Below are 14,775 nucleotides of genomic sequence, written 5' to 3'. Positions count from 1 at the left end.
CGGGCCAATGGCCTAAAGGTGAGATAGCCGGGGATGGTTGTTGAATAGCCCCGGCGAGGTCTTATTTTAGATAGAAATGATGTATTATTCCTCCATCCGGTCCAAAATCTTTTTCATTTGTGCTATTTCTTCCTTTTGCGTTTTGATGATTTCTTCAGCCAGCTTTTTTACTTCAGGATCTCTGATATCAGCCTCCTCGCTGGTCAAAATGGCCGAGGAATGATGCGGTATCATTGCCTTCATGTACTGCTTATCACCGATGGGAGTCTGGGTCCGCAATAAAATGAAGGCCATAACAAATACGGTAATACTTGCCCCGACAATAAGCAAGTTAAGCTTTCTATTCTGATACATCCCTTTCATTACCGTCAACATGATTAAGGACATGGGGGCCACCATCAGGGAAGTCATGTATAACCTCGTCGTGCTCAGATATACATGATCAACTGTGTCAACATTCAAATACATCACAGCATACATTATCATAAAAGATGCCGTAAGCATGATTAAAAACTTCTGATAGTTGGTGTTTTTCATTTGCTATGGCTTTAGTTTTATCGAAATCCAAATATCTATTTGAGGTAAGGAAATATGGGTTTTATTCATGCAGGTTTAAGACGCAAAAAGTATGCCTCTTCCACGCCAGAGCAAGCTTTTCAATCAGCGTTTTACTGAAATAATAGCAACGGGGAAACCCGGAACAAACCACTCCCTATTTCCGCCATCCTATACGGAAATCGATATTCTCCGCTACGTGGCCATGTGTTTTCAAACCCACTCCTACACGCACCCCTTTAAAAATTTCATAACTTAAAATATACCTTTGAAAGAAAGTCCTATCAGGCTGATAACCAACCGGTTTTTGGATATACCATGTCATGCGTTGACTGAAATCAAACCTGCCGAAGAGAAAATGGTGGGAAAAATAGGTACCCAGGATAGCCGCGTTGCCGCTTCCTGAGATTTCATTGGCTGCGAGGTCCCAATTGATTTCCGCTCCCGCCCCTAATCCATTCACCCTGCCTATCCGGTAAATGCTTCCTGCAGATACACCAAAAGAAGGCTTCCTTCCCGGATTGACGGGATCATCTCTCATCGTACCAAAAAAATCCGCATGCCAAGCTACTTTTTTACTTGCTTTTTCGGCCTCATGGTCCGGCAAGTCCAGATCCCGTACCAAATAGGATATCCCTATGCCTAAGGTGGGAAAATTCATGCCTCTGTTGGGTTGCCTCTGACCGCCATTGGAAATATGGTTGTAATGAAGCGTAAGGCTACTCATCCAGCGTTCTGATAATTTGTAACTGATTTTCGGAGAAATAAACAACAGAAAACTTATGGGGCTGCTGAAAAAATTATTATCCGGGTTAAATTCTTCATCGTAAACTCTGGTAATATAGCTGATACCCATACCGGACCTTACAGACAGCAGCCAGTTCTTATTATGCCATATAACGGGTTCGAATGCCCCCGACAAGGACAAAGCGCTTCCCAGGATTTCGCGGTTATTGAAATTATGGTATGAAAAATCTATTCCGAGAAAATGATGGCAATGACATGCATGCCATGCATCCCTGCTTTTCTGCAATACATCAAAGCCCGCACGAAAGCCAAAGGGCTGGGAATCGGCCACTGGAATCAGATCTGTGGCATGGGCAACGATAATGCCTTTTTGCAGTTCCCCTGTCCACCTGGAGACCTTCTGGGCAGTAGCATGTGTTCCCAAATATAAAATCAGGAGCAATGAGAAAAAAGAGATTTTCAATTCATACATACCCTATCACACTGAAATCGTGGATATTTGTTTCAAAATTAAAAATTTTGGTGGCAAATTATTGCAAATAAGGCGAAAGAGCGCTTATTTTGCAGCATCCTTTTACTTTTTAAAGTATTTGGATTTATAAAGAAGAGGTTAGAGACAGGCTCAGTGATCCTCTGGCAACCTGGAAAATCCAAGGTGCCAATTCCTGCCAAGGGGCATTAAGGCCATTTGGATATATAAATTCTGAAGAGCATGGTTTCATATCACAAGCAAATTTCCCTACAAAACGTACCTTCCTGTTACAGGAATATTTCCTGCCTCATTCCTAGAATCTGTCATTTTGATGGCTGTATGTGTTTTTGAAACACTGCAAAAAACATATGGCCGTCGGTTGCTGCGGAAATATTTTTCAATGGAAAACAACTGTTCTAATTAATAAACCTCAAAACAAAACACAACATGTCTCAAAATTATCGTTTCGAAACTTTACAGATCCATGCGGGTCAGGAAGCAGACTCAGCTACCAACGCCAGGGCGGTTCCAATCTACCAGACCACTTCCTATGTTTTTAATTCAGCGGAACATGGCGCAAATCTTTTCGCTTTGAAAGAATTCGGCAACATCTACACCAGGATCATGAATCCTACGACAGATGTTTTTGAAAAAAGGATGGCGGCATTGGAAGGTGGTGTAGCGGCGGTGGCCACTGCTTCCGGCCAATCCGCACAGTTTTTGGCCCTTAACAATTTTCTGACTGTGGGAGACAACTTCGTTACCTCCCCGTTTTTATATGGAGGCACTTACAATCAGTTCAAAGTATCTTTCAAACGTATCGGTATCGAGGCGAGGTTTGCGAAAACGGATAAAGCAGCGGATCTTGAGGCGGAAATCAACGATAAAACCAAGGCTATCTATGTAGAAACCATCGGTAACCCTGAATTCAACGTGCCTGATTTTGCAGAGGTAGCCAATCTGGCAAAAAAATATGATATACCGTTGGTGGTTGACAACACATTTGGCGCCGGTGGCTTTTTATGCCAACCCATCAAACACGGCGCCAACATTGTGGTTTCTTCGGCTACAAAATGGATCGGGGGACATGGCAATTCCATTGGTGGTATCATTGTAGACGGTGGCAACTATAACTGGGGCAATGGGAAGTTTCCTCAATTTTCTGAGCCTTCTGAAGGTTACCATGGTCTTAATTTTTGGGAAACATTTGGAGACAACAACCCGCTGGGCCTGCCCAACATTGCATTTGCCATCCGGACCAGAGTAGAAGGACTCCGGGATTTCGGACCCGCCATGAGTCCTTTTAATGCATTTCTGTTGTTGCAAGGATTGGAAACACTTTCTTTAAGAGTTCAGCGAACGGCAGACAATGCCCTGGAACTGGCAAAATGGTTGGAGAACCACCCTCAAGTCAGAAAAGTAAGCTATCCGGGACTGCCTTCAAGCCCATATCATCAAACCGCAAAAAAATACCTTCCAAATGGCTACGGAGGTGTGTTGAGCTTTGAACTGGAGGGAGAAAAGGAGACCGCTTCTGCATTCATCAACAATCTGCAGCTGATTTCACACCTGGCCAATGTGGGCGATGCCAAAACACTGATCATCCAGCCATCAGCCACCACCCACCAGCAATTATCTGATGAAGAACAGTTGGCTGCGGGGGTTACGCCAACGCAGTTGCGGATTTCCTCGGGAATAGAGCATATAGAAGATATAAAAGCGGACCTCAGTGCTGCTTTTGACAAAATCAAATAATAAATATGAACCTTCAATCTCCGTATCTGATCGCTGAAATGACCCAAGAGATTTTCACTTGCAATGAAGACCTGGTACTGGAATCCGGTGGTACTCTCCCCGGATTTCAGATCAGTTATACCACACAAGGACACCTGACACCAAAAAAAGACAATGTAATATGGGTATTGCATGCCCTTACCGGAGATGCCAATGCACAGCAATGGTGGTCAGGCCTTGTGGGAGAAGACAAGTTTTTTGACCCCTCCAAACACTTCATTGTTTGTGCCAACTTTCTGGGTTCCTGCTATGGATCCACACAACCTCTCAGCGAAAATCCTAAAACCGGCAAGCCCTATTATTACGATTTCCCCAATCTTACCACAAGGGACATCGCTGCCAGTCTGGACAGGTTACGGAAACATTTGGGAATCGAGCAAATAGACACGGTGATTGGAGGTTCACTGGGAGGGCAGGTAGCATTGGAATGGGCTTACACTTTGGGTGAAAGATTGAAAAACGCCATCATTGTGGCCTCCAATGCCAAGGCCTCTCCCTGGATTATCGGTTTCAATGAAACACAGAGGATGGCCATTGAAACCGATCAAACCTGGGGAGTCCGCCATCCCGATGCGGGGAAAAAGGGCCTTGAAACTGCCCGGGCTATAGGTATGCTCAGCTACAGACACCCGCAAACTTTCCTGCAAAACCAATGTGAAACAGAGGAAAAACTGGACAATTACAAAATCAGCAGTTATCTGCGGTATCAGGGTCTTAAATTGGCCAATCGTTTCAATGCCCTTTCTTACTGGGTCTTGTCCAAGGCCATGGATAGCCATGATATAGGTAGAGGACGCGGAGGCGCTGAAAACGCCCTTTTCCAAATCAAGGCCAGGGTATTGGCTATCGGAGTGGATACCGACGTACTTTTTACCAGCGAAGAGTCCCGTTTTATCAGTCATCAGGTGCCAAAGGGTACCTACAAGGAAATCAGGTCCATTTACGGACATGATGCTTTCCTAATAGAGTATGAGCAGATGAATTATATTCTGAAATCCTTTTATTTGGAAGGCAATGGATAGTGTTAAATCAAGGGGCAACTTTTGGGGTTAACCAGCGGATCTATTGTCCACAGCCTGCCCCGGACCCATCAAAGGGATTCGGGGAATTACTCTGATTGACACGAAGAAAGAGGATACTTCAATTGAAATTATTAGTTGGGAAAACGATTCTACGATCTGAATCATTTCATGAAATTCGTGTCAATTAATTTGTGGATAACCCAGGCGTTCCCGGACACTGGCAGTTTCACGAAACAAATAGCAGAAATATCATGTTTGACTTGACAAAGTGGCAATAATCTACCGCCCATGATTTGAATACCCCAAAAAGCCGAAGATGATTCCTTATACCCAAATCAAAGAAACCTGTTTATATATCCATGACCTGGACCTGGCTGCAGATTTTTATCATGGCAAACTTGAAATGCCGATCATATCAAAAGCCAAAGACCGCCATATATTTTTCAGATGTGGTACGTCTGTTTTGCTGTGTTTCATACCGGAAGCCACCCAAAAGGAAAAAATATTGCCGCCCCATTACGCCCATGGGAAGCAGCACATTGCTTTCGAAGTGGAAAAAAACAGGTACGAAAAAGTAAAAGAAAATCTAATAAAAAAAGGAATCACCATCACCCATAACCAGTCTTGGAAACAAGGCCTTGAAAGTTTTTATTTTGAAGATCCCTTTGGGCATGTTCTTGAAATTGTGCCCAAAGGGATTTGGGAATAAAGGGGTCAAAACTTCCTCCCCACCGTCCATTCCATATAATCTGCCCGTGCGGCATGAGCCCGTAAGGTTGCGGCAATTACTGTTCTCCGGCTTAATTCATATTTAAGGCCGTATCTTTGATAGGTTCTTTTGTGCAGGGAGTGTGGCAACACAACATAATAAGCAAATTGGGTAATAAGACTGAGCCTGTTCATATGCAGTTCGTGTCCCGCGGCCAAAGCCCAGCGCCAGTGGCTAAATGGAGTATAATCATCCCCTGCCCTATTTACCGCATGCATTTCCTTAATGTATCCCTCGTTGTAGTCCGCATCGAATCCGATCGTATAAGAGCCGATGGGATGATACCTGTAAGCCATGGTATAATTGAGTCCAAAAGCGGGGAAAACATCATAATCTAAAATACGGATGCTCTTCAGGCCTCCTCTGAAATTCACATAGTGGGTGATATCATCAATTTCATAAGGCAATTCCGGGTGGTTCACATTTTTGAACGGTATGTGGTTTTCTCCCGTAATTCTGTAATTGGCACCTATCCCCACAGCCAAAATATTCAACCCTGAATTGGGAAGTTTTCTGGCCCCGTTGCTAATGTGTATGAGGCCCGAATTAACTCCTATGTCCAAGTTGGACGCCAGATTGTAAGCATACAATAGCTGACCTTCAACAAAAAAGTTCATGTTGGACCCTATGGCTTGCTGAAGAGGATTTTTCACCGGATCAAAAGGATTCTGGACATGACTCAAGCCCAAGGACATTCTTCCCGAAACCTCATGCCGCCCCCATTTTCTTATGGTTGGCTGAAGAAAAGTACTCAACGAAACCGACTTACCCGTGGCAGGGTGATCATGATCCATGTAAGTAAGACTTACCCCCGACAAAGGCGTATTGAGGCAATGATGGTATTCCTTTGAATTCAACCTGATAGCATAATCCAATTTAAATATATTGGGCCAGCCATGGATGTCCCTTAGGTCAGAGGAATGCGCCAACATGTACCCTTTGGCGGTTTGGAAACTGAAGTAGCTTTGACTGTAAGCAGGTTGAAATGCCCAATTCAAAAGAATAACCCATCCAAAACTGATTGCTGAAATGAACCGACATTTCAATAAACTTTTTTTCATAAACAAAAACACCGATAGCAAAAAATGCAGTTAGAAGATTGAATTCGCAGACATTTCAAAATGATCCGCTTTTTTGACTTTTACGACATTTATCAGGGAATGGTTGTCACGTGAACTAATAAAAAAATACTTGGGTATGATAAAAAAGGGGCTTCAAAATCCGAATCCCCTTTTTTGAAACTTCAAAAGAGTCTATCTACTTGTTCTTCAGGCATTTCAGTCCTATTTTTCCAGCATGGGTTGTCCTGCTTCATCTTGCTTATTCAGCTTTCTGATCAAAAAGTAAGCGCTGATCAATGATAACCCGGTAAACACAAATATTGACGTGAAGTAAGCCTGTGGAAAATGCCTTCTGAAGTGATCCGGATACACCGATCTTTCATTTTCAATCATCAGCGATTCCATAAAATGTCCGGTAATGATCCCCAGACCTACTGCCAGAAAGACCATACCCAGAATCAAAACAATGAACCAGGCGTTGTAATTGCGAGCTTTCTTTTTACTGTAAAACAAAGAGGCATCTGCACCTGATTGAATCAGCGCCAGCCGCTCGCTGTTTCTTGTTTTCAGAGAATAAAACCATATTCCAAACGCTGTCGCGAAAAAGGAAATGAATACAATTGCTACTGCCATATCGGTATTTCTTAATGAATGAATAGTTTTGTTACATGTATTTGACAAGGCTGGGACAGGTATGGTTACACGGTAAGCTTTTTTTTTGTTCAATCACACTTTTTTTCTACTTTGTGTAACCGTCTATAGAAAGGGTTGGTCTAAATGGTCAATGACAACAGACTTTGACAAGGATAAAATAAAAAGTATTCAACAGGCAATCAGGAATGGGACCAGCGTTGCGTTTGCACCCTTGGTTACTCATTATCAGCGTTATGTTTTCCATATTGCTTTGGGAATCCTTAAATCCAGGGAAGAGGCGGAGGAAGTAACCCAGGACGTATTTGTCAAAGTCTATCATGTACTGGGTTCTTTTAATGGGGAGAGCCGGTTCTCGACCTGGTTATACAGGATAACGCATAACATGTCACTGAACAGATTATCCAAGTTGGCCAGAAACCCGGTCAAGATTCTGGAATGGACCCAGACCCATATGGAAATTCCGGGTTCAGGGAAGGCATCCTGGGAACAAATGGTATGGGAAGACCGTAAAAAATTCATATCGTATGCTTTGGAAAGGTTGTTGGCGGAGGAGAGGCTGATTATTACCTTATATTATATGCACGAACAGAGCCTGCAGGAAATAGCCGAAATCACCGGAATACCTGCCAATACCTCAAAAGTGAAACTTCACAGGGCCAGAAAAAAGCTGGAGAAGGAACTGGCCGTTATATTGAAAGAAGAAGTGAATGATTTATGAAAACCAACAAAATAAATGACCGGGAACTAAAACGGTTTTTTTCGGAAACCAACCAGTTGGAAAAAGACTTGGTTCCTCTCATCATGAAAAACATTGTGAAGCGGTCGGCTATCATAGAGCCTGCCAAGATGCCCGCGTCCATATTGTGGGGGATTGTTATCCTGTTGTTGTCCACACTTTCTTATGCATTGTACCATCTTGACAATGTTTATTTCACTTATTTAGAGGAAATAAAGTGGCCCAAGTTACCCCTGCCGGATCCTTTAATCATCAATCCGATACTGGTGATTTCCTCCATGGCCATCGTGAGTGCTGTCTGGCTGGTCATCCTGCTGGAAAAAAAACTAATGGGTAATTAACGGGAAGGGACTGCATTTTCAATACAGTCCCTCTTTTTTGAAATTAGGTCGATACTTTTTTTGAAAACTCCGAGAGGATTTTATTGACGGAGGCTTTAAGATTTCTGCTTTTATGATCAGGCTTGTTGATCTCGCCCACGGCGCTTATCCGCATGACTACCTTGTCCTGTCTGGTATCTATAAAATCCACCACCAGTTCACCTAGATCATATTTTTCCACCCGGTAACCGCCTCTACCACCCCAAGGGCCTCCCCACATCCAGGGATTGTACATCCCCCATCCCCATGGACTCATAGGCATCGTGTTGATTTCCTTTTTTTTATCGGTCAAGACGGTGTTATACCTTACTATAAGATCCGGATGTTTGTCATCCGGCTCAAAACCTATCCGCTTTAATCCTTCGGTCAGGCTGTGCTGCAGGTTTTCCTCCAATACGGGAGAATCAAAAGCATTTTTGTCATAGAACTCATTGATCACATAAAAAGTATGGTATTCCTGGGTACTGGCGACTTCATTTTTTTCCATATACACCTTTACCGGACTGCACGACACCGCAGTCGCAACAACCGTGACCATCATGAAATATAATAAGGTGCTTTTCATATTTAACTTTTTTATCTAAAAAACGAATAAATCGAAAAATAAGTTATATCCCTGCAGCCAAAATTAATTCCCTGCTAACCAGATACAGCTAAAAAAACCTTTTAAACAGCCAAAAAGTTACTCAATAAATAAAATGGATGATATCAAGAATATTTCTATTATCTAGCTATTGATTTAACAACCTCTGAATATTTTATAGTGATCAACAAAAAAATACTGATGCTGTTTTTGCTGATATCAGCAGAACCTTGTTATTCCCAGTCGGCTTTTAGAGAAGGACAGGGTATGTGGTTAATGTTTTTTAACCGGACGCAGTTGACAGAAAAATGGAGCATCCACAGCGAAATACAGGACAGGGCCTATGATCTTAGCCACAAGAATGAACAACTTCTTATCAGGGCCGGAATGAATTATCATCTTAAAAAAAATCTTTGGCTGACCGGTGGTTATGGATACATTGAAAGTTATTCGCTGGCGGGCGATCAGCTCCCTACTGTTTCGGAACACAGGGTCTGGCAACAAGGCCTGTACTATCATAATTTGGGCCGGTTGTTTATTGAGCATAGGGGAAGACTCGAACAAAGGTTTGTCGGCGATAATTACAGGGATAGGGTAAGGTATCGGCTTATGATCAACATACCTCTCAATAAAAGCTCCATGCAGGCCAATACGGTGTTCATCAGCACTTATAATGAAATATTCTATCATCTTGAAAAAAATCCCTATGACAGAAACCGGTTTTATACAGCCGTAGGATATCAATTCAACAAAGCTGTAAATCTTCAAACAGGGTGGTTGGCACAGGATTTCAACGGAAAAACCAAAGGTTATTTACAACTGGCACTGTTTGCCAATCTTTTCCTCGACGGATCCTGACAATTTTGTATTGAGGCTGGCTTGTATTAAATTCAAGCAATTGTGGGGGAAAAATAAGCTTGCTCTTGAGATGATACCTGCAGATGAATTTAAGAAGAATAGACATCAATTGTGATCTGGGAGAAGGCATTGGAAATGATGAGGCTATCATGCCATACATCAGCAGTGCCAATATTGCCTGTGGAGGTCATGCAGGAAACAAAAAAACAGTTGCAAAAACCATTGAACTGGCTATACGATATGGCGTAAAAATAGGTGCCCATCCCTCCTATCCTGATAAAAAGAATTTTGGCCGGGTTACATTTCCCATTTCATCATCTGCATTGGCCGAAACCTTGATGGAACAGATTCTTCTTACTCAGGAAATTGCTTTCAGCAAAGGGCAGGAATTGAATCATATCAAACCTCACGGGGCTTTGTACCATGCCGCCACAAGAAATGATGACGTGGCTTCTCTAATCGTTGAGTTGGTGAAGAGGAATTTTAAAAAAAGCATCCTATATGCCCCTTTCCGTTCCAAATTGGCAGACATCGCCATAAAAAACAAATTGGGTGTAAAGCACGAGGTTTTTGCTGACCGAAGTTACCTTTCTGATCTTTCCTTGGTATCCAGACAGCATGCCGGGGCTGTTCTTTCTGATCCGGATCTGATCACCCAACATGTGATGCATATGGTTGAAAAAGGAAAAGTAAAGACAATAAATGGAGAAGAAATCGAAATTTTTGCCGAGACGGTATGTGTGCACGGAGACCATCCGGGGGCTGTAGCTACCGCTGCTGCCATTTTCAAGGCATTAAAAGACAAAAACTACACCATTGGATGACTGAAAAAATCAAAATAACCAATACAGGACCCCTCATCGTAGAACTTGTCTGGCCTGCAACAACAGATGAAAACATCTTAATGGAAATGGTTTGCTGCAAAAGATCCCTACAAAAACATTACAAGGGGAAACTCCAATCAATTACCGGCGGCTATCACATCTTGGGCCTGCATTTTAAACTACCTCAAAAAATCAAGGAGATAACCAATGAAATTAAACATATACTTGGGAAGTTAACATTACCGGATAGCCCTCAAAGAACCTGTTGGGAAATTCCGGTGTGTTATGATAAAGCGCTCGCACCGGATCTGGAAACTTATCTGAAAAAGAAAAAATTGGAATATAACGAATTTGTATCCATGCACAGCGGCAAAAGATACCTGCTTCATTTTTTCGGGTTCCTGCCTGGCTTTATGTATTTGGGGGGATTGGACAAGAATCTCTTCTGTCCCAGAAAACCTGTTCCCAGCCGGGTCATCGCAAAAGGCACTGTCGCGATAGGAGGATCCCAAACCGGGATTTATCCTGCTGACAGCCCCGGAGGCTGGTATGCCCTGGGAAAAACCCCTGTTGAGATTTTCGCCCCCCGGAAAAACATCTTCCCTGGATTCAGCCCAGGTGACCTGATACAGTTTAAGCCCATTGACCGAAAAACTTTTGACGAACTTAAAGAAAATCCTGACCTCAAGATAAAAAGAGATAAGCCAGATGGGTAAGCTGATCATTCAATCACCGGGACTTTATACTACTGTTCAGGACAGGGGCAGGTTTGGCCATACGGGGATGGGCGTCCCGTTGGCAGGTCCCATGGACAGGGTTTCCTTTGACCTAGCCAACCATCTGGCAAGAACCCAACCGGGTTCCCCGGCTCTGGAAATGTATAACGGAGAGATAGTATTGCAATTTACAGCGACTTGCCAGGTGGCCATATGTGGTGCCGATACAAAAATAACCATTTCCGGAAAAGATTATCCGGCCCAAAGTCTACTGAACATCAAAAAAGGGGATACGGTGAAAATCAGTCCGTTTAAAAAAGGCCAGTGGTTATATCTGGCTATTAACGGAAAACTTCAATCTGAAAAAGTAATGGGAAGCCATAGTTTTTTTAAAGGCATTACTTTAAAGGAAAAGTTTGAAAAAAAGGATCGAATAGGGTTTAGAAGCTCAAAAAGCAAGATCTCCCAAACCTATTTGAAACTTGGGATCCCCGCTCACCTTAACGAGAAAACCATTGAGGTATATTCCGGACCGGATTATGATCGGTTACCGGAAACCTCAAGAAAAAGGCTCATTCGGGGCGGCTTCACCGTCTCCCCCACCCAAAACCGGATGGGCATTCAATTGGAAGAGACGCTGTCCCATACCTTGGATGAAATACTTTCCTGTCCTGTTTATCCCGGTACAGTACAGTTGACTCCCTCCGGGAAAATGATTGTATTGATGCGCGATGCCCAGGTCACAGGTGGATATCCCAGAATATTGCAACTCAGTGAATATGCGGTAGCCGTGCTGGCCCAAAAGCGACCGGGCGAGAAAATCCGTTTCAAACTGGTATCAGAAAATAAAACCTAGGCCCATTTCGAAACGGTTGCCCTCATATTCGCCGTTTTCCATGGGACGGTCATTCCACCTGATTTGATAATTGGACTTTAACACCATGTTCCTGCGGGGATTAAAGTTAAGTCCCATGGTCAAGGTAGTAAGGTCTGTCTGGGACCGGGCCAGGTGTGCCAATTGATCATGAACCCCGGCGTGGGTATTCAACCTTTCCATTCTGACAAACAAAGGCAATTTGAATTCATTCCTGCGGATAAACAAATTATCCTTGTCGCGGGACGGTCCTGGCTTGTTCCAACCCAGAGCGGGTAAAATATCATAACTGACCTCGCCATATACACCGTACACCTGCTCACCAAGCACCTGCGGCCCCAAATCAGAGGACCTTGTCAATTCATAAAGCTTATCCGTGTCATTGATTCTACCATAAGTTCCCAAAACCATAAAGGTCCAATCACGGTAAACATGTCTGACATATGAACTCAACAGCAAGGTGCTGGCCCGTACCCTTTCAAGTCCGTCGTTGGTATTGATTTGCTGGCTGTCGCCCAATCTTGTCCAGATCCCGCTGGCTGAGATTTCGGTATCCTTCATCCCGGTGTAAACGAATTTGGAATTCAACACATAAGAACTAAAATTGAAACGAAGCGCTTCATCCCTTCCTCTACGAAGCCATGTGCTGCCATTCAGGTTGTTGGCGTCCAGTCCCTGATAGAGGGAGAGGTTCCATTTTAGATCGTCGCTGATTTTTCCATAAGTCATAATTCCCAGATCTATCCACTGGGAGGGGATGATGAGCCTTTCCACTTCAGGCCTGTTGACCGTGAAAAACATGATGGGCTCATCATTGTTATTGATGAACCCTATTCCGGGTTGGTGTGTGCCCACACGGACATTGAACTTTTCATCAATTAAAAAGTCCACAAAAAGTTCCGGAAGGTATTCAAAGTGACTCTCATTGTTGCCGTCATTCAGAAATTCAGCGAAGAACTCACCATACAGGACCAACCATTTTTTTGGCTTCCACGCAGCATAGGCAACAAGCCGTTGAAGGTTGGTATAGTAGAGCTCCACGTCGTTGCTTTCCACATTTTTGGGTCCCCGGTAGTTGACAAAATTGGTTTCACCAAAGCCCGAAAAGGTAAATTTAGAATCGGTAAAATAGATTTTGGAAGCAGCAATGGGAAGTCCTGTCTGCGTCTCATAGGTAAGGGAGTCGATTAATCTTTTCCTTTTTTCTACAAATAAGGTATCTGACTGGGACTGGGCATACTCCAGACCTATCAATGAAATAACAATAATTAAAAAGATACTTTTCACCGCATTTTAGTTTTGAAATCAGTTTCAAAACTGCTTAATACGACCTTAAAAAAGGCTTAAAGAGGATTAAAATCCGCTTAAAGGAACCGAAATGCTAAAAATATTGGTGTCCTTCCCCTTCTTTTTGTAGCAGATGTCCCCTTGATGAATCTGCATGATTTTATAAATAAAAATCAAGCCCAGGCCAAAGCCTTTTTTACCCTTGCTGTTTGTTCCCCTGAAAAAATGTTGGAAAAGGTACTGTTCTTCTTTGTCACTTATGGTTTCGCCTCTGTTGATGAATTCCACCTGGATTTTGCCCGCCAGCGAACGGATATTGATTGTTGCGTTTTTCTCCTCACTGTAAAGTATGCAGTTCATCATCAGATTGGTAACGGCCGATCTCATCAATCTTTGGTTTCCGGAGATGGTCAGGTTACTTTCGTCGTCCTCTATATGAGCGTAACTTATAAAAAAATTAAAATCCGGCGCGATGGCCTGCAATTCATCTGCGATATCAAATATCAGTTCGTCCATCCTGATACGGTCTTTCAGAACCTGGCTTCCGGTTTCGGCTTTGGAGATTTCAAGCAGGGCATTGATGATTTCACTCAGGCTTTTGGTGTCTTCTTTTTGATTGGCGATATGCTTTTTAACGGTATCAAAATCAGTTTCATTTTCAATTTTCTCAAAATTGGATACCAGCACCGAAATCGGGGTCTTCAGCTCATGGGAAATGTGGTGGATGGCGTGTTTCTGGAAGGAAAAAGCCTCTTTCATCCGTTTCATCAGTTCATTGAACCTGCTTGCGAGAATTCCTATTTCATTTTCAGACTCCTCAATTTCAATAGGGCTGTTTTCGCTTTCGAAGTTATAATTCCTGATTTTCCGGGTAATTTCCATTATGGGTTTGGAAATCTTTCGCGAAAGGTAAATTGAAACAAAAATGACAATCACAGTTATCAATAAAAATGTGAAAACGAGAACTTTCCGGAGAAAGTCCAACTTTGTGTACCCAAAAGCATCATAAGCTTTACTGATGCCATAGTAGGATTTCCTCTCAGACTGGAAATAGATCCCTACTACATCATACAATCCGTCCTTTGTTTCTATCCAATTGTTTTCGGAGGACAACATCTTGAGGATTTCTTCTGGATTGTCTATTTCCGTATCATCGATGCTTTCATAGATCAACTGTTTGTCGCCATCAAATATAAGAAGCTTTTCATCATAGATTTTCTGTATGGTTACCTCTTCAAGGGATTGCAGGATATCACTGTCCATTCTTTGTGTTTCAGTCAGGAAATTAAAAGTCGTTGTGATTTTTTCTTTCTGACGCTGCTGAAATTCCTCTTCGCGGTACTCCGCAAAAAGCGTGTAAATAAATACGAGGGACAAACCCGTCAACAGGATGACTGTGGCGGAAAAATAAATCAATATTTTTTTTCTAATACTCATGTAACC

General features: G+C 42.9%; 16 protein-coding genes and 1 riboswitch. Of the genes, 9 read left to right on the top strand and 7 right to left on the bottom strand.

The genetic code is table 11. The features are described 5' to 3' along the window. Nucleotides 1-84: 84 nt before the first annotated feature. Nucleotides 85-537 (bottom strand): DUF305 domain-containing protein, encoded by a 453-nt coding sequence (locus tag ACFPFU_RS09275; protein WP_377063760.1) that lies wholly within the window; start codon nt 535-537, stop codon nt 85-87. A 175-nt stretch (nt 538-712) separates the two neighbouring features. After that, the gene (locus tag ACFPFU_RS09270; protein WP_377063758.1) at nt 713-1,774 is read right to left on the bottom strand and encodes an acyloxyacyl hydrolase; all 1,062 of its coding nucleotides are present in this window, start codon (nt 1,772-1,774) and stop codon (nt 713-715) included. A 121-nt stretch (nt 1,775-1,895) separates the two neighbouring features. Next, nucleotides 1,896-2,005, top strand: a riboswitch (SAM riboswitch). Nucleotides 2,006-2,221: 216 nt separating this feature from the next. Between ACFPFU_RS09270 and ACFPFU_RS09265 the strand changes: the two genes are divergently transcribed. From ACFPFU_RS09265 to ACFPFU_RS09255, 3 genes are all read left to right on the top strand, one after another. Then, complete coding sequence (locus ACFPFU_RS09265) at nt 2,222-3,529, top strand: O-acetylhomoserine aminocarboxypropyltransferase/cysteine synthase family protein (protein WP_377063756.1); 1,308 nt, start codon at nt 2,222-2,224, stop codon at nt 3,527-3,529. Between the two features lie 5 nt (nt 3,530-3,534). After that, nucleotides 3,535-4,590, top strand: coding sequence for a homoserine O-acetyltransferase family protein (locus tag ACFPFU_RS09260; protein WP_377063754.1), 1,056 nt, complete (start codon nt 3,535-3,537; stop codon nt 4,588-4,590). A 319-nt stretch (nt 4,591-4,909) separates the two neighbouring features. Beyond that, a complete protein-coding gene (locus ACFPFU_RS09255) occupies nt 4,910-5,299 on the top strand; it encodes a VOC family protein (protein ID WP_377064048.1) in 390 nt (129 codons plus the stop codon). 5 nt (nt 5,300-5,304) lie between these two features. Here ACFPFU_RS09255 and ACFPFU_RS09250 read toward each other — a convergent pair whose 3' ends face one another. Beyond that, on the bottom strand, nt 5,305-6,420 hold the full coding sequence (locus ACFPFU_RS09250) for an acyloxyacyl hydrolase (protein WP_377063752.1): 1,116 nt from the start codon (nt 6,418-6,420) through the stop codon (nt 5,305-5,307). 222 nt (nt 6,421-6,642) lie between these two features. Further along, nucleotides 6,643-7,053: a DUF6249 domain-containing protein gene (locus tag ACFPFU_RS09245; RefSeq protein WP_377063750.1), complete on the bottom strand. Its 411-nt coding sequence runs from the start codon at nt 7,051-7,053 to the stop codon at nt 6,643-6,645. Nucleotides 7,054-7,204: 151 nt separating this feature from the next. On the opposite strand from ACFPFU_RS09245, the gene ACFPFU_RS09240 reads away from it, so the two are divergent. Next, a complete protein-coding gene (locus tag ACFPFU_RS09240) occupies nt 7,205-7,792 on the top strand; it encodes an RNA polymerase sigma factor (protein WP_377063748.1) in 588 nt (195 codons plus the stop codon). Beyond that, nucleotides 7,789-8,151 carry a hypothetical protein gene (locus ACFPFU_RS09235; protein ID WP_377063746.1) on the top strand — a complete coding sequence of 121 codons (363 nt, stop codon included), beginning with the start codon at nt 7,789-7,791 and terminating at the stop codon, nt 8,149-8,151. Before ACFPFU_RS09240 ends, ACFPFU_RS09235 begins: the two co-directional genes overlap by 4 nt. A 43-nt stretch (nt 8,152-8,194) precedes the next feature. Here the strand turns inward: ACFPFU_RS09235 and ACFPFU_RS09230 are convergent, their stop codons facing one another. Then, the gene (locus ACFPFU_RS09230; protein ID WP_377063744.1) at nt 8,195-8,755 is read right to left on the bottom strand and encodes a DUF4136 domain-containing protein; all 561 of its coding nucleotides are present in this window, start codon (nt 8,753-8,755) and stop codon (nt 8,195-8,197) included. Nucleotides 8,756-8,953: 198 nt separating this feature from the next. Here ACFPFU_RS09230 and ACFPFU_RS09225 point away from each other — a divergent pair, with 198 nt between their 5' ends. From ACFPFU_RS09225 to ACFPFU_RS09210, 4 genes are all read left to right on the top strand, one after another. Further along, the gene (locus ACFPFU_RS09225) at nt 8,954-9,631 is read left to right on the top strand and encodes a DUF2490 domain-containing protein (RefSeq protein ID WP_377063742.1); all 678 of its coding nucleotides are present in this window, start codon (nt 8,954-8,956) and stop codon (nt 9,629-9,631) included. An 83-nt stretch (nt 9,632-9,714) separates the two neighbouring features. Then, nucleotides 9,715-10,455 carry a 5-oxoprolinase subunit PxpA gene (pxpA, locus tag ACFPFU_RS09220; protein WP_377063740.1) on the top strand — a complete coding sequence of 247 codons (741 nt, stop codon included), beginning with the start codon at nt 9,715-9,717 and terminating at the stop codon, nt 10,453-10,455. Then, a complete protein-coding gene (locus ACFPFU_RS09215; protein WP_377063738.1) occupies nt 10,452-11,171 on the top strand; it encodes a 5-oxoprolinase subunit B family protein in 720 nt (239 codons plus the stop codon). Before pxpA ends, ACFPFU_RS09215 begins: the two co-directional genes overlap by 4 nt. After that, nucleotides 11,164-12,027: a 5-oxoprolinase subunit C family protein gene (locus ACFPFU_RS09210; RefSeq protein ID WP_377063736.1), complete on the top strand. Its 864-nt coding sequence runs from the start codon at nt 11,164-11,166 to the stop codon at nt 12,025-12,027. The genes ACFPFU_RS09215 and ACFPFU_RS09210 overlap by 8 nt, the downstream gene beginning before the upstream one ends. On the opposite strand, the gene ACFPFU_RS09205 is transcribed toward ACFPFU_RS09210, so the two are convergent. Continuing rightward, nucleotides 12,010-13,332, bottom strand: a complete 1,323-nt coding sequence (locus ACFPFU_RS09205; RefSeq protein ID WP_377063734.1) for a hypothetical protein — start codon at nt 13,330-13,332, stop codon at nt 12,010-12,012. The genes ACFPFU_RS09210 and ACFPFU_RS09205 overlap by 18 nt on opposite strands. Nucleotides 13,333-13,398: 66 nt before the next feature. Next, nucleotides 13,399-14,769, bottom strand: a complete 1,371-nt coding sequence (locus tag ACFPFU_RS09200) for a sensor histidine kinase (RefSeq protein WP_377063732.1) — start codon at nt 14,767-14,769, stop codon at nt 13,399-13,401. Between the last annotated feature and the right edge of the window lie 6 nt (nt 14,770-14,775).

Origin of the sequence: Negadavirga shengliensis (assembly GCF_042652345.1) — a bacterium.
Classification (GTDB): domain Bacteria; phylum Bacteroidota; class Bacteroidia; order Cytophagales; family Cyclobacteriaceae; genus Negadavirga; species Negadavirga shengliensis.
Note: the sequence above shows the minus strand (reverse complement) of the source record. Positions and strands in the feature narration are given on the sequence as shown.

Bases quoted from the DNA above. Each gene is read 5' to 3' on its own strand.
- ACFPFU_RS09265 (WP_377063756.1), top strand. From the start codon at position 2,222: ATGTCTCAAAATTATCGTTTCGAAACTTTACAGATCCATGCGGGTCAG.
- ACFPFU_RS09260 (WP_377063754.1), top strand. From the start codon at position 3,535: ATGAACCTTCAATCTCCGTATCTGATCGCTGAAATGACCCAAGAGATT.
- ACFPFU_RS09210 (WP_377063736.1), top strand. From the start codon at position 11,164: ATGGGTAAGCTGATCATTCAATCACCGGGACTTTATACTACTGTTCAG.
- ACFPFU_RS09235 (WP_377063746.1), top strand. From the start codon at position 7,789: ATGAAAACCAACAAAATAAATGACCGGGAACTAAAACGGTTTTTTTCG.
- ACFPFU_RS09215 (WP_377063738.1), top strand. From the start codon at position 10,452: ATGACTGAAAAAATCAAAATAACCAATACAGGACCCCTCATCGTAGAA.
- ACFPFU_RS09200 (WP_377063732.1), bottom strand. From the start codon at position 14,769: ATGAGTATTAGAAAAAAAATATTGATTTATTTTTCCGCCACAGTCATC.
- ACFPFU_RS09230 (WP_377063744.1), bottom strand. From the start codon at position 8,755: ATGAAAAGCACCTTATTATATTTCATGATGGTCACGGTTGTTGCGACT.
- ACFPFU_RS09245 (WP_377063750.1), bottom strand. From the start codon at position 7,053: ATGGCAGTAGCAATTGTATTCATTTCCTTTTTCGCGACAGCGTTTGGA.
- ACFPFU_RS09270 (WP_377063758.1), bottom strand. From the start codon at position 1,774: ATGTATGAATTGAAAATCTCTTTTTTCTCATTGCTCCTGATTTTATAT.
- ACFPFU_RS09275 (WP_377063760.1), bottom strand. From the start codon at position 537: ATGAAAAACACCAACTATCAGAAGTTTTTAATCATGCTTACGGCATCT.
- ACFPFU_RS09250 (WP_377063752.1), bottom strand. From the start codon at position 6,420: ATGAAAAAAAGTTTATTGAAATGTCGGTTCATTTCAGCAATCAGTTTT.
- pxpA (WP_377063740.1), top strand. From the start codon at position 9,715: ATGAATTTAAGAAGAATAGACATCAATTGTGATCTGGGAGAAGGCATT.
- ACFPFU_RS09240 (WP_377063748.1), top strand. From the start codon at position 7,205: ATGACAACAGACTTTGACAAGGATAAAATAAAAAGTATTCAACAGGCA.